Origin of the sequence: Pontibacter aydingkolensis, from assembly GCF_019443125.1 — a bacterium.
Taxonomy (GTDB): domain Bacteria; phylum Bacteroidota; class Bacteroidia; order Cytophagales; family Hymenobacteraceae; genus Pontibacter; species Pontibacter aydingkolensis.
Map to the genome: position 1 here is coordinate 360,643 of NZ_JAHYXK010000003.1, position 14,419 is coordinate 375,061.

Annotated in this window: 12 protein-coding genes; all 12 read left to right on the top strand. The window is 43.7% G+C overall.

The features are described from left to right. Positions 1–34: 34 nt before the first annotated feature. Complete coding sequence (locus K0O23_RS06065; protein ID WP_219876489.1) at positions 35–1,525, top strand: lipopolysaccharide biosynthesis protein; 1,491 nt, start codon at positions 35–37, stop codon at positions 1,523–1,525. Positions 1,526–1,539: 14 nt separating this feature from the next. Next, positions 1,540–1,989, top strand: a complete 450-nt coding sequence (gene dut, locus K0O23_RS06070; RefSeq protein ID WP_219876490.1) for a dUTP diphosphatase — start codon at positions 1,540–1,542, stop codon at positions 1,987–1,989. Between the two features lie 152 nt (positions 1,990–2,141). Then, entirely contained in the window at positions 2,142–3,149 is a 1,008-nt protein-coding gene (locus tag K0O23_RS06075; RefSeq protein WP_219876491.1) for a sugar phosphate nucleotidyltransferase, read from the top strand. Between the two features lie 6 nt (positions 3,150–3,155). Next, entirely contained in the window at positions 3,156–4,919 is a 1,764-nt protein-coding gene (locus K0O23_RS06080) for a tetratricopeptide repeat protein (protein WP_219876492.1), read from the top strand. Then, positions 4,912–5,664: a DUF4292 domain-containing protein gene (locus tag K0O23_RS06085; RefSeq protein WP_219876493.1), complete on the top strand. Its 753-nt coding sequence runs from the start codon at positions 4,912–4,914 to the stop codon at positions 5,662–5,664. Before K0O23_RS06080 ends, K0O23_RS06085 begins: the two co-directional genes overlap by 8 nt. Positions 5,665–5,739: 75 nt before the next feature. Continuing rightward, positions 5,740–6,975, top strand: coding sequence for a murein hydrolase activator EnvC family protein (locus K0O23_RS06090; protein WP_219876494.1), 1,236 nt, complete (start codon positions 5,740–5,742; stop codon positions 6,973–6,975). 856 nt (positions 6,976–7,831) lie between these two features. Next, on the top strand, positions 7,832–8,041 hold the full coding sequence (locus K0O23_RS06095) for a Sec-independent protein translocase subunit TatA/TatB (RefSeq protein WP_187067804.1): 210 nt from the start codon (positions 7,832–7,834) through the stop codon (positions 8,039–8,041). A gap of 27 nt (positions 8,042–8,068) precedes the next feature. Further along, positions 8,069–8,281, top strand: a complete 213-nt coding sequence (locus tag K0O23_RS06100) for a Sec-independent protein translocase subunit TatA/TatB (RefSeq protein ID WP_219876495.1) — start codon at positions 8,069–8,071, stop codon at positions 8,279–8,281. 1 nt (position 8,282) lies between these two features. After that, on the top strand, positions 8,283–9,719 hold the full coding sequence (gatA, locus tag K0O23_RS06105; RefSeq protein WP_219876496.1) for an Asp-tRNA(Asn)/Glu-tRNA(Gln) amidotransferase subunit GatA: 1,437 nt from the start codon (positions 8,283–8,285) through the stop codon (positions 9,717–9,719). Positions 9,720–9,725: 6 nt separating this feature from the next. Continuing rightward, the gene (locus K0O23_RS06110) at positions 9,726–11,258 is read left to right on the top strand and encodes a lytic transglycosylase domain-containing protein (protein ID WP_219876497.1); all 1,533 of its coding nucleotides are present in this window, start codon (positions 9,726–9,728) and stop codon (positions 11,256–11,258) included. Between the two features lie 263 nt (positions 11,259–11,521). Then, positions 11,522–13,798, top strand: coding sequence for an NADP-dependent malic enzyme (locus tag K0O23_RS06115; protein ID WP_317195655.1), 2,277 nt, complete (start codon positions 11,522–11,524; stop codon positions 13,796–13,798). Further along, positions 13,799–14,389 (top strand): Holliday junction branch migration protein RuvA, encoded by a 591-nt coding sequence (ruvA, locus tag K0O23_RS06120; protein WP_219876498.1) that lies wholly within the window; start codon positions 13,799–13,801, stop codon positions 14,387–14,389. It begins immediately after the preceding gene. Positions 14,390–14,419 lie beyond the last annotated feature (30 nt).

The window sequence follows — 14,419 nt, forward strand, 5'->3', positions numbered from 1 at the left end:
CCTTTTTTAAACCCAATCCCGACCCTTGTAAAGTATGAGTATAGCCAAGAAATTGGTCGGGCAGACTGCTGCCTATGGTTTAAGTAGTATCGTAGGCAGAGCATTAAACTACCTGCTTGTACCTGTTTATACACGTGTATTCCTGCCCGAGGAGTATGGTGTCGTTTCCTATCTGTATGCTTTCGTTGCTTTCTTTAATGTGGTGTATACTTATGGTATGGAGACTGCTTTTTTCCGGTTTGCCAACAGGCCGGAAACTGACCCCAAAGCAGTATATAACCGTGTGCTTAGTGCTATACTTCTCAGCAGCTCGGTATTTACGGGTTTACTTCTTCTCCTGTCAGGATATATCGCCGACTACATTGGTTACCCAGACCGGCAGGAGTTTATTATCTGGTTAGCCCTAGTATTAGCCATAGATGCAATTGTAGCAATACCCTTCGCCTGGCTACGACACCAGAACAAGGCAATTAAATTCGCAACTATAAAGCTTTCGAACATCCTGATAACAGTTGGTGCTAACCTGCTATTCCTGGTGGTATTCCGCCATATATATGAAGGAAAATACCTGCAGGAGCTGAGGCCGTTGGTTACGTATCTGTATGATCCTGATTTTGGAGTAGGCTATATATTTGTTATCAACCTGGTGGCAAATGCCTTGCTTCTGCCTATGCTCTGGCGGGAGTTTCGCATATTCAGGTTTAAGCTTGACCTGGAGCAACTAAAGCCAATGCTTATCTATGCTTACCCACTGCTTTTCATGGGGCTTGCAGGAATGGTAAATGAGGTAATAGACCGTATTTTACTGGAGCATTGGCTGCCTGAAAGTTTTTATCCGGGTATGAGCAATATGGCCGCGGTAGGTGTGTACAGTGCCTGCTATAAACTTGCCATATTTATGACGCTAGCCATTCAGGCTTTTCGTTATGCGGCAGAGCCATTTTTCTTTTCTAAAGCCCAGGAAAAAGATTCTCCCAAAGCTTTTGCTCTTGTTATGAAGTGGTTTGTGATTGTTTGCACTTTCATATTCCTGTTCATCTCTGTTAATCTGGAAGACTTCGCCTATTTTATAGGCACAGAATACTGGGATGGCTTAATGGTAGTACCTGTTTTGCTGCTGGCAAACCTGTTCCTGGGCGTATACTATAACTTATCGGTGTGGTTTAAGCTGACGGATAAAACAAAGTATGGTACTTACATCAGTTTTGGAGGCGCCGCCATCACTATACTTTTCAACCTGCTGCTCATACCTGTACTTGGATATATGGGCTCGGCCATTGCTACTTTTATCTGTTACTTTAGTATGGCTCTTGCAAGTTACCTGCTTGGCAACCGCCACTACCCTATTCCATACCCTGTAAAAACCATTGCTGCGTACATTTTGCTGTCAATTGCACTCGTATGGTTGGCTTTGGGCGTAGAAATTGATAACTTCTGGCTGCGTCATGCGTTTCATCTGGCTGTGTCTGCTGCTTTTCTGGTGGTAGTGTGGCTACGTGAGCGTTCCCGCTTCCTTACATTTTAAGCTTTTTAGATAAGATGAACAACAAGAACCTGAAGGTTAACGTCATTAACCAATCTAAGCACGCGCTTCCGTCTTACCAAACCATACACTCGGCTGGTATGGACTTAAGGGCAAACCTGGAAACACCTGTTACGCTAAAGCCTTTACAGCGAGCCCTATTGCCAACTGGCCTTTTTATAGAGCTACCTGAAGGCCACGAAGCACAGATCCGCCCCCGCAGCGGCCTGGCATACAAACACGGTATTTCTATCGTTAACAGTCCAGGCACTATTGATGCCGACTACCGTGGCGAGATTAAAGTACTGCTGGTAAACCTGTCGGACCAAGACTTTGTAGTGGAAGACGGTGAGCGAATTGCACAGATGGTGGTAGCAAAATATGAGCGTGTAGCATGGGCCGAGGCAGAAGCCCTGACCGACACAGAACGCGGAGCAGGTGGCTACGGCAGCACAGGCACAAAGTAGTTGTTCGTTACTCGTTATTAGTTATTGGAATAGGTTTTACTTTATATAGAAACCATTTACTAATAACAAATAACCAACAACCAATAACGAAATTACCGCTGCGACCAAGGTTGTGGCATTTAATATATTTTAATTAAAACGAAAGAACAGCTATGAGGATAATAATACCTATGGCAGGTATGGGTAAGCGTATGCGCCCACACACTTTAACTGTACCAAAACCACTTATTCCTATCGCAGGCAAACCAATTGTGCAGCGCCTAGTAGAGGATATCGCAAAAGTATGCCAGGAACCAATAGAAGAAGTAGCGTTTATAGTTGGCCGATTTGGCGATGCAGTAGAAGCCGACCTTAAAAGTATAGCCGAAAAGATTGGAGCAAAAGGCAGCATCCATTATCAGGACGAAGCGCTAGGTACAGCCCATGCCATTATGTGCGCCAAAGAAGCACTTACTGGTAAAGTAGTAGTAGCTTTTGCTGATACTTTATTTAAAGCCGACTTTAAACTCGACACTAACGCTGACGGCACAATCTGGGTGCAGCGTGTGGAAGACCCGCGTCCGTTCGGAGTTATCAAACTGAACGACAACAACGAGATCACTGATTTTATAGAGAAGCCGCAGGAGTTTGTTTCTGACCTGGCCATTATTGGCATCTACTATTTCCGTGATGGAGAATATCTGCGTCAGGAACTGCAGTACCTGCTGGATAACGATATCAAGGACAAAGGCGAGTACCAGTTAACCAATGCCTTGGAGAATATGAAGAACAAGGGCACCAAGTTTATACCGGCTGTAATCTCTGAATGGTTAGATTGTGGAAATAAAAACGCAACTGTTTATACTAATCAGCGCTATTTAGAGTATATAAAAGATGAGGAGGGACTGGTAGCCTCTACTGCAACGCTGGAGAACACGGTAATTATACCCCCAGTATACATCGGTGAGAATGCGCAGATCACAAATTCAGTGATCGGGCCGCATGTTTCTATCGGCAATAATACAAGCGTATATAACTCTGTGGTTAGTAACTCCATTATTCAGGAGAACACCGGCATCAAAAACAGCAACATTGCAAACTCAATGCTAGGTAATTTTGTTGTGTATGAAGGTCGTCAGTCCGATGTTAGCCTCGGCGACTACAATACGCTTATAGATTAGATTACCATGAACACATTCAGAAACGTCCTGCTTGCTACCTGCTGCTTCTCTTTAATGGTTGTAGCAGAATCAAACGCGCAGTCTTCTAAAAAGAAGGCCAAAGCTGCAAAAGAGTCAGCTATCGCAGAAGCTCCATTGGCTAAAGAGCCATCGGAGCAGGATAAGCAGATAAGCGAGGCGTTGTTTCTGGATGGACTGAAATACTTTATGCTGGAGGACTATCAACAAGCCCTCCAGCTTTTTCAGAAAGCCCTTACCTTAACACCTAACAATGCAGCACTAAACTATAAAGTAGGCGAAACTTACTTATTACTAAAAGATTCTAAAGCTGCGATTCCGTTTGCACAGTCAGCCATCGCCCAGAACAGCAAAAACCCATACTATTATTTGTTGCTGGCCCAACTGCAAACCGAGCAAAAGCAATTCGACGCTGCTGCCCAGGCTTATAACGACCTGATGCGCAACGTGCCCAAATCAGAAGAATACCTTTTTAACCTCGCAGATCTTTACCTCGCACAGGCCCGCTACGACGACGCCTTGAAAACATACGAACGCATTGAAAAGCAATTTGGTGAACTAGAGCAACTAACAGTAAGCCGCCAGCAGATTTACCTGCGTCAGAAAAACATTGATAAAGCAATACAGGAAGGCGAGAAGTTAATTGCCTCCTACCCTACTGAGGCACGTTATTTCCTGGCTCAGGCAGAATTATACAACGCCAGCAAGAAAACTGACCAAGCCATAGCAGTATTAGACGAAGCCCTTCGTATCGAGCCTAACAACCCGTTTGCACACCTCATGCTATCGGACTTGTACCGACAGAAAGGCAACCTGGCAGAGTCTGAGAAGAGAGTAAAAAAAGCGTTTTCAAGTCCGGAGCTGGATATTGACACAAAAGTGCGCATTCTGGTAGATTTTATTCGCCAATTGCCAAACCCGGCTATAGAACAGGTATCGCTTGAACTAGTAGATCTTACAATTTTAAACCACCCCGATGAGGCCAAGGCCTATGCTGTTGCCGGTGATCTGCAAACGATAGTTGGCAAAAAGGAGAAAGCACGTAATAATTACCTTGAAGCCGTAAAATTAGACGACTCCCATTTTAAAATCTGGCAGCAGATCGTACTTCTGGATGCAGAGCTATCACAAGCAGACTCTTTGGTTGTGCACTCAGAGAAAGCACTCGAACTGTTCCCAAACCAGGCAGTGTTCTGGTTTTACAATGGTACCGGCCATATGATCGAGAAGAACTACACCAAAGCTGTAAGAGCACTGGAACATGGCAAACGCCTGTCTGCCGGTGAGGCTGAACTGGTGGCACAGTTTAATCTACAGCTAGGAGACAGTTATAACTCACTTAAAGAATATAAGAAATCTGACGAAGCTTATGAAGCAGTGCTGGCGCACGATGCCAACAATGCGCATGTATTAAATAATTACAGCTACTTTTTATCGTTGCGAAATGAGAATATGCAAAAGGCAAAGGCCATGTCGGAGCGGCTTATAAAGCAGCACCCCACTAATCCTACCTATTTAGACACCTATGCCTGGGTGCTTTACAAACTCGGCGAGTATACAGAAGCACGAAAGTACCTTGAACAGGCCGTTGCAATATCTGATGATGCAACCATAGTAGAGCATTACGGTGATGTGCTGTTTAAATTAGGCAAAAAAGAGGAAGCGGTAAGCCAATGGCAAAAAGCCAAGCTTAAAGGAGAGGCATCTGCCTTTATCGACAAAAAAATAAAAGAGAAAAAACTTTATGAGTAAACACCTTTTGGTGGGCCTGTTATCAGTGTTGCTACTGGCAGGCTGCAAAAAAGAAACTGTTCCTTCTACTGCTTCCGAAGCTACTGAAACCGTGGGGCGCATATCGGTAAATAATTTGGACTTCAACTACCTTAACTCCAAAGGACAAATCACATTCAATGATAAAAACGACAATCTTTCGTCGGGAATAACTTTGCGCATGAAAAAGGATAGCGTGATATGGATTTCGGTACAGCCTGGGCTTGGCATAGAGGCTGCCCGCATGTTGCTAACACAGGACTCAGTATACATGATCAACCGCCTGCAAAAGGAGTACGCTGCCACTGACTATCGTTTTTTAAGGAGCAAACTTAACATCGACGTTAATTTCGAAATTGTGCAATCTATCTTGCTGGGTAATTACTCTTCGCAAGGCACTGAAAAGGTAATGGCCGCAGAAAATATGCAGCACATACAGCAAAACAGGCAGAGCCTGCTATTTGATTATTTTATAAGCCTGAGCAACAACAAGCTGCAGCAACTAAATGTGCAAGACAACAGTAATGGTAACTCTATAACTGTAAAGTATAACAGTTTTAACAATATTGGTAACGTACCATTTGCGCACGATCTGGCAGCACAGGTATTGCAAAAAGGGCAGGTAACAGATTTTACTTTAAAACACACCCGTATTTCCATAACAGATACATCTCTTGATTTTCCTTTCTCCATTCCTAAAGACTATAAACGCCTTACTTTTAATTAAATCTAATCGTCTGTTGGTAGTTCACTTATAGTTTTGCCATATTTGTAAACTAAGTGCATACCAACCTCTAGTTTAATGAAGGCCCTTTACAAATTTACCTTTTTACTGTGTTTACTTTCCTTGCCGCTGTCCACACAGGCTCAGAAAACAAAGTCCAAGGCACAGCTGGAAAAAGAAAAAAAGGAAAACCTTAACAGGATAAAGCAGGCCAACCAAATCCTTCAGCAAACCAAAAAAGAAAAAGCAGCCTCTATTGGCCAACTCAATGCCATTAAAGAGAAAATTGATGTTCAGAAAGGGGTTATTACAAATATCTCCCGTGAAATAACCTACATTGAATCGGATGTACAGGAAACTGAAGGTATCGTAAATGCGCTTCAGAACGACCTGGGAAAATTGAAAGCTGAATACGCAACCATGGTTTATGCCGCGTCCAAAACGGCAAACAGCTACAATAAGTTGATGTTCCTTTTCGCCTCAGAGTCTTTTAACCAGTTTGTTATGCGCCTTCGTTACCTACAGCAATACTCAGAGGCGCGCCAGAAACAAGTAGAGCAGATAAATAAAGTACAGACGGTTCTAACCGGACAAATCAACCTACTGGAATCTAAACGAAAGCAGAAACAAGGTTTGCTTAGCAAGCAGATCACAGAAAGCAAAAACCTGCATACTTTAAAAGTACAACAGGATAGTGTAATAGACCGCTTAAGTAAACAGGAGAGCAACTTAAAGCAGGAAGTTGCCCAGCGCCAGCAAGCAGTTAAAAAGCTGGACAAGCTGATCGCCGATATTGTACGTGAGGAAATCGCCAGAGCTGCTCGTGCAGCCCGGGAAGCCGGCAAAGCTTCAAGTGGCAGCAGCAGCAAAATGACGCTAACCCCTGAGGCGGCTTTGATATCATCTTCTTTTGCGGGCAATAAAGGCAGGCTAGCCTGGCCAGTTGAGCGTGGTTTCATCTCACAGAAATTTGGTCGCCACAACCATCCTGTGTTAAAGGGTGTTGTAACAGAAAATCGCGGAATAGACATTCAGACAGCTCAGGGAGCAACGGCACGCGCCATTTTCGAAGGCAAAGTATTAACCGTTGCTTCTGTACCAGGCATGAACAACATAGTGATGGTACAGCACGGCGAATACTTTACAGTTTATGCAAAGCTGAAATCTGTTAGCGTTACAACAGGCCAGAATGTAAGTATAAAAGATGTGATTGGCACAGTTTATACTGATACTGACGGTACTACAGAGCTTCAGTTTCAGGTGTGGAAGAACAGCGATAATATGAACCCTGAAGTGTGGTTGCTTAGGAAATAAATTATACTTTGTCTATAAATGGGAAAATCACGGCTAAAGCCGTGATTTTTTGCGTTAAATCCTTTGTTTAACGCACATCGAAGCAATTATAACCAATAATGACTGGGAAATTAGTATTAATTACATATAGCTATAAAATAAAAAAACACCCCACAGTGCAGGGTGCCTTTCCAAGCTATGAAAACAAACTTAATATTTTATATATAAGTACAGCTTTGGGTTTCCAAAACTAGCACTATAATATTCTAACTCTAAATTACAACCTGAAGTTCAAAACTGCAAGTAATAAGCTAATTATTCGTTAATTCTTTTGAATCACTGTATAGCTATACTACTATCTAATAACTTTTGTTTCCAAAAAATATATCTTTTTTCAAGATACTGGTTTCCGCCCCAAAAGTAGTCAATTTGAAATTAAACGAAGTGTCGATTACCTTCGTGCAAATTTTCAGGATATAACTTTACTGCTAAAGCCATCTGCTTCTGAAACACAATTTGCAAGTATGATGCCAAGTTCTTGCAGGCCACATAACACGCTGATTATCAAAACAAAAACCTCAAGACCACTCTAAAACCTTCCCAAAAAGGGATTATTTACAAAGTTTTAATCCCAAATATGGAAATAGATAAAATCTCTTGAATTAGTCAGCTTATGTTGAAATTACTTAAATAGAAGGTAAGCCAATCAAGTCTCCTTAAATAATTGGTACAAGTTTGTAAGGCGATAAATCCGGACGCAAGGCTAAGCCGTAGCTATTTAGGTAATGAATCACAGATATTAAACTTATATCAGCTGTTGTGGGTTTATTTAAATATTAACCCTAATTTTGCAGCATACAATTTTAAATTTAACAACATGGAAATCACTAACATTTTCCTATTTATTGGTGGTCTTGGTGGCACAGAAGTAATCCTTATTCTGGTAGTTATCCTTTTACTTTTTGGTGCCAAGCGTATCCCTGAACTTGCAAAAGGCCTTGGCCGTGGTATCAGAGAGTTTAAAGACGCCACGAAAGAAGTTAAGAACGAGATCGAATCTTCTGTAAAAGACGACGAGCGCAAGTAATAACCAACACCAGCCAATAAAGAGGCTATGTGCTTAACTACTATTTTCCTTTTCCTTGGAGATCTGGGAGGAGGAGAAATGCTTGTCGTAATGACAGCAATCTTACTCTTGTTTGGCGCAGACCGCATCCCCGGCATTGCCCGCTCTTTTGGGCGTGGTATGAGAGAGTTTAAAGATGCGACAAACGGAATTAAACACGAACTAGAGCGTTCTATCGACGACGACAAGAAGTCAAAATAGATTGAAACAGTATAACTCGCTACAGGACATTCGCACTGACATTGCCAATGGGCAACTTACGTGCCGCCAGCTCGTGGACCAATATATCCACAACATTAAAGAGAAAGCTGAGCTTAACGCATTTCTGGAGATTTTTGAACAGGAAGCTTACACGCAGGCAGATATTGTAGATCATAAACTAGCCAACGGCACTGCCGGCAAACTGGCAGGTATGGTTATCGGCATCAAAGACGTGTTAGCTTACGAAGGACATGCGTTACAGGCATCAAGCCAGATTCTGAACGGGTTTAAGTCATTGTATACTGCTACAGCGGTGCAACGCCTTATAGCCGAAGATGCTGTCATCATTGGCCGGCAAAACTGCGACGAGTTTGCGATGGGTGCCTCTAATGAAAACTCCTCATTTGGCCCTGTTCTTAATGCTGATGATGCAACACGTGTACCAGGTGGCTCATCCGGCGGATCCGCAGTAGCTGTGCAGGCAGACCTGTGCCTGGCCTCTATTGGTTCTGACACCGGTGGTTCTGTGCGTCAGCCGGCTTCGTTTTGCGGTGTAGTGGGATTAAAGCCTACTTATTCGCGTATTTCCCGCTATGGCCTTATCGCCTATGCCTCATCTTTCGATCAGGTTGGCATTATCTCTAAAAGCGTATCGGATGCGGCATTACTTTTAGAGGTAATGGCTGGAAAGGATGAATACGATAGCACCGTAAGCCAGCGTGAAGTACCTGCTTACAGTGAACTGCTTGCATCTGACAGAAAGTACAAGATCGGATATATCCGTGATTGTTTTGAGAGCGAGGGATTAGACGCAGAGGTAAAGGATGCTATACTTGGCGTGAAAGACATGCTGAAAGAGGCTGGTCATAAAGTTGAGGCTGTAGAATTCCCTTACCTGGAATACATGGTACCGACTTACTACATCCTTACTACTGCAGAGGCAAGCTCAAACCTTGGCCGCTACGATGGTGTAAAGTATGGATACCGCTCAGAAAATGCCACAGACCTGACATCGCTTTACAAAAAAACCAGAGCAGAAGGTTTTGGACAGGAAGTACAGCGCCGCATCATGCTGGGCACATTTGTGTTAAGCGCTGACTACTATGATGCATACTATACAAAAGCTCAGCGCGTTAGAAAACTGATCAAGGAGAAAACAGATGAGTTGCTTCAGGCATATGATTTTCTTATATTGCCTACTGCTCCTACTACTGCATTTAAAATAGGAGAGAATACAGCAAATCCATTGGCTATGTATTTAGCTGATATCTTTACTGTTCAGGCCTCGTTAGCGGGTGTCCCGGCCATTTCTATACCAGTTGGCCGTGATGCCAACGGCCTTTCCATCGGGTTGCAATTGATGACCCGCTCATTTGAGGAGCCGCAGCTGCTTGCTTTCTCGAATTACATACTGGATAAGATAACCGTTGAAGCATAAATTTACATGACGTATTTCAGACTATTTACTGTAATAGCTACCGTAATTGGCAGCTTGTGTGCTACAGGCACGCAGGCTGCCAATTATAGTTTTATCCAGCAGCATCCTGCTCCTACGGATACAATTAAGCCGGAGCAAAACATCAGGACCATTTCTGACGAGGAACTGGCCTTGCTGGTGGAGCATATCCCGAATGAGCCCAATGATGTAATCCAGGACCGCTTAAGCTGTATAGAATCCGAAATTCCGCTGGAGTTTAATAGCACAGTAAGGGCGCATATTGATTATTTCACTATTCGTAACAGGAAGTATACCCGTACAATGCTTTCGCGCGAAAATGTATACTTCCCGCTGTTCGAGAAATACCTGGAGAAACATAATATGCCTCAGGACCTGAAATACCTTGCCATTGTAGAGTCAGGGCTTAACCCTAAGGCTGCATCATGGGCAAAGGCAGTAGGTTTATGGCAGTTTATACCTGTAACGGGCAAAGAATATGGCCTGGAGCAAAACCAATACATCGACGAACGTATGGATCCGGAGAAGTCGACGGATGCGGCCATGCGCTTCTTAAAAAGGCTTTATAAAACCTATGGCGATTGGGAACTGGCCATGGCAGCCTATAATTGCGGCCCGGGCAACGTAAACAAAGCCATTCGCAAAGCAGGTGGCGGTAAAAAAACTTTCTGGCAGATCTATCCATACCTACCCCGTGAAACCCGCAACTACATACCGTCTATGACGGCGGTTATTTACTCTATGAATTATGCTGCGGATCATAATATATTCTCAGATTCTATACTTTACACACCGGAAGTAGTATACCTGGAACTGAACAAAGAAGTAGACCTGGAAAAACTGGCTGAAGAACTGCATTTGTCTCCGCAGCAACTCATGGCCTTAAATCCGGAGATCAAACAGACAAGGATACCAGAACATTTACTTAACTACAGAATCCGCATTCCGGCTCAAACGGCTAACATGGTGGCAAATGTAACAGATAAAGAATGTATACTTCTGGCAGCGGCCCCTGTTAAGCTTCCTGAGCCAGAAATAACACCGGAGCCTACAAAAGCAACTGTGCTGCTGGCAAGTGCAAAATCAGACACAACTGTAAAGCCTGAGCAAGAAGAATCCGTCTCATCAGAGAAGGTAATTTACACAGTACGACGTGGAGACAACCTATCCAGCATTGCCCAAAGCCACAACATAGCGTTAGAAGACTTAAAAGAATGGAACAACTTAAAAGGCAGCAGCATTATGGCTGGCCAGAAACTTTCCATCATAAAACCAGCTCAGAAAACAGACACTGAATTGATCGCTGTGAACAACGAAGCCAGTGAGCCAGCAAAAGCCAATATTGCAAAGCCAGCACCTGAAAAGAAGAAAAAGCAGGATTTAATCTATCATGTTCAGCCCGGTGATACGCTTTGGACAATTTCACAAAAGCATAATGGCCTAACAGTAGAGCAGATCAAAAAGATAAATAAATTAAAGTCTAACGCCATACAGCCCGGACAAAAGCTTATTTTAGGATAATTTCTTATAAAAAACACTCATAAGAGCACCTTCTAATCAGAAAGAGTGCTCTTATTTTTTTAACAGCCGTCAGACTACAACTTTATGTAGTTAAATATTTGCAATTTCTGCTGCACAATGGCTTTAGAGCGCTTATCTTTGGAGGCTCAATTTTGGATTAACGCAAAAATCTTATGAAATTGGTCTTTAGCGAGATATATTTTACAACAGCTATAAGTGTTGGTCTACATTGAGCAGTAACAACACAAACCACGACGCATAGAATGATGATTAAAGTAAACAGAGAAGACGCCTTGAACTACCACATGCAGGGCCAACCCGGCAAGATAGAGGTAGTACCTACAAAAATGGTGAGCACGCAGCACGATCTTGCGCTAGCTTACTCGCCAGGCGTTGCAGAACCGTGTAAAGAAATAGCCGCCGATAAAGACAATGTTTACAAGTATACAGCCAAAGGAAACCTGGTTGGAGTAATATCAAATGGTACTGCAGTTCTGGGTTTAGGAAACATTGGCCCGGATGCATCAAAACCGGTAATGGAAGGAAAAGGCGTACTATTCAAGAAGTTCGCCGGTATCGATGTATTCGATATTGAGATAGACTGTACTGACCCAGCCGAATTTGTACGCATTGTAAAATCGCTGGAGCCAACTTTTGGCGGTATTAACCTGGAAGACATCAAAGCACCGGAAAGCTTTAAGATAGAGAACGCACTGAAAGAGCAGATGACCATTCCGCTTATGCACGACGACCAGCATGGCACTGCCATTATTTCGTCTGCAGCTCTTTTAAACGCCCTTGAACTTGCCGAGAAGAACATTGGCGAAATTAAGATGGTGATGAACGGCGCCGGTGCCGCTGCCATTGCCTGCGCTAAGCTATATGTTGCCCTGGGTGTAAAGATGGACAACATTGTAATGTTCGATAAAGAAGGCATTATTCGCCCTGAGCGTAACGACCTGGATATCTACAAAGCTCAGTTTGTGACAATGCGCAAGCTGGATACTTTAGAGGACGCTATGCGCGATGCTGATGTGTTTGTCGGCTTATCAGCGGGTAATGTTTTGCCACCTGAATATGTAAAACTGATGGCTCCTAACCCAATCATTTTTGCATTGGCAAACCCAGACCCGGAGATCCCATACGAGGCAGCAATGGCTACCCGTGAAGATATCATTATGGCAACAGGCCGTTCTGACCATCCTAACCAGGTAAACAACGTGTTGGGATTCCCTTACATTTTCAGAGGAGCACTGGATGTACGTGCCACCGAAATAAACGAAGCCATGAAACTGGCAGCTGTTCATGCGCTTGCAGCGCTGGCTAAGGAGGATGTGCCGGAAATGGTTCATAAAGCTTACGGCGACAATACGATCTCTTTTGGCCGCTTCTACTTAATACCAAAACCATTGGACCCACGGTTAATCACAACCGTATCTCCGGCTGTAGCCAAAGCAGCGATGGATAGTGGCGTGGCCCGCATCCCGATCACCGACTGGATAAAATATGAACACGAGTTGCAGGAACGCATTGGCATCGACCAGAAGTTAATGTCTCGCATCACAAACCAGGCAAAGGAGAATCCTAAAACAGTGGTATTTGCAGAGGCAGACCATTATAAGATTCTAAAGGCTGCACAAACTGTAAATGACCAGCGCATTGCCAATCCTATACTTTTGGGTAACCGCAAACGTATTCAGGCTATCATAGAAGAAAACAACCTGGATCTGGATGGAGTTACCATCATAGACCCATACGAGGAGGATGTAAAACGTGAGAAGTATGCGCAGTTGCTTTATAAAAAGCGCCAGCGCAAGGGCCTTACCTTGTTTGATGCACGCCGCCAGGTCCGAGACCGTATTTACTTCGGAAGTATGATGGTGGAGTGTGGAGACGCGGATGCACTTATTTCAGGCTTAACCCGCGACTACTCTAAAACCATTGTGCCGGCGCTGCAGGTAATTGGTGTTGAGGAAGGCATTAATAAAGTGGCGGGTATGTACATCATCCTGAACAAAAAAGAGCCATACTTCTTTGCCGACACCACGGTAAACGTTAATCCAACAGCCGATGAGTTAGTGGATATAATTGGCCTTACTGCCCGTACAGTGCGCTTCTTCGATACGGAGCCACGTATGGCCATGCTATCGTACTCCAACTTTGGCTCAGTGCAGGGCGACATTCCGAATAAAGGAGCTGAAGCAGTACGCAAGGCAAAGGCTAAATACCCTAACCTGTTAATTGACGGCGAGATGCAGGCTAACACTGCTTTAAACCGCGACTTACTGCGCGAACACTATCCGTTCAGCGAGCTGGCAGAGAAAGGTGCGAATACGTTGGTGTTTCCAACCTTAACTTCTGGCAACATCGCGTACAAAGTATTGCAGGAAATCGGAGGTGCTGAAGCTATTGGACCTATACTTATGGGTATGCGTAAACCGGTGCATATCTTACAGCTGGGCAGTTCTATTAGAGAAATTGTAAACATGGTAGCTATTGCTGTCGTAGATGCTCAAAACTATAATAATCAACATATATAGATGATAGCCTATATTGATGGCAAATTAACCCATAAGGATCCGACCTACGTCATCATTGATGTAAATGGTATCGGTTATCAGATCAGAATATCGCTGAGCACTTACTCGTCGCTGCCAGCCGGAGAACGCTGCAAGCTGCATACTTTCCTTCACATAAAAGAGGACGCGCACACGCTATATGGTTTTACCACAGCAGCAGAGAAAGAAGTATTTCTTCATTTGATATCTATTTCAGGCGTGGGCCCTAATACGGGGCTCATGATCCTGTCATCCCTCTCGGTAGAAGAAGTACAGCAGGCAATTATCAGAGAGGATGTAAGAACCATACAACAAGTGAAAGGTATAGGCGCTAAAACGGCCCAGCGCGTTATACTTGAGCTTAAGGATAAGATGAAGAAGGAGGCTTTGCTGACCGACACATTTGTACCTGCTGCATCACACAATACAAACCGGGCCGAAGCGTTATCTGCTTTAGTCACTTTAGGTTTTGCCAAGAATGTAGCCGAGAAAACCCTGGACACAATCATAAAAAGAGAAGGTGGACACCTGAGTGTAGAAGAGTTGATTAAGTTTGCCTTGAAATCATCTTAACAGATATACCCAATTTGATCTGGAAAAGTA

Bases quoted from the DNA above. Each gene is read 5' to 3' on its own strand.
- K0O23_RS06085 (WP_219876493.1), top strand. From the start codon at position 4,912: ATGAGTAAACACCTTTTGGTGGGCCTGTTATCAGTGTTGCTACTGGCA.
- K0O23_RS06075 (WP_219876491.1), top strand. From the start codon at position 2,142: ATGAGGATAATAATACCTATGGCAGGTATGGGTAAGCGTATGCGCCCA.
- dut (WP_219876490.1), top strand. From the start codon at position 1,540: ATGAACAACAAGAACCTGAAGGTTAACGTCATTAACCAATCTAAGCAC.
- K0O23_RS06090 (WP_219876494.1), top strand. From the start codon at position 5,740: ATGAAGGCCCTTTACAAATTTACCTTTTTACTGTGTTTACTTTCCTTG.
- K0O23_RS06100 (WP_219876495.1), top strand. From the start codon at position 8,069: ATGTGCTTAACTACTATTTTCCTTTTCCTTGGAGATCTGGGAGGAGGA.
- K0O23_RS06065 (WP_219876489.1), top strand. From the start codon at position 35: ATGAGTATAGCCAAGAAATTGGTCGGGCAGACTGCTGCCTATGGTTTA.
- K0O23_RS06095 (WP_187067804.1), top strand. From the start codon at position 7,832: ATGGAAATCACTAACATTTTCCTATTTATTGGTGGTCTTGGTGGCACA.
- ruvA (WP_219876498.1), top strand. From the start codon at position 13,799: ATGATAGCCTATATTGATGGCAAATTAACCCATAAGGATCCGACCTAC.
- K0O23_RS06115 (WP_317195655.1), top strand. From the start codon at position 11,522: ATGATGATTAAAGTAAACAGAGAAGACGCCTTGAACTACCACATGCAG.
- K0O23_RS06110 (WP_219876497.1), top strand. From the start codon at position 9,726: ATGACGTATTTCAGACTATTTACTGTAATAGCTACCGTAATTGGCAGC.
- K0O23_RS06080 (WP_219876492.1), top strand. From the start codon at position 3,156: ATGAACACATTCAGAAACGTCCTGCTTGCTACCTGCTGCTTCTCTTTA.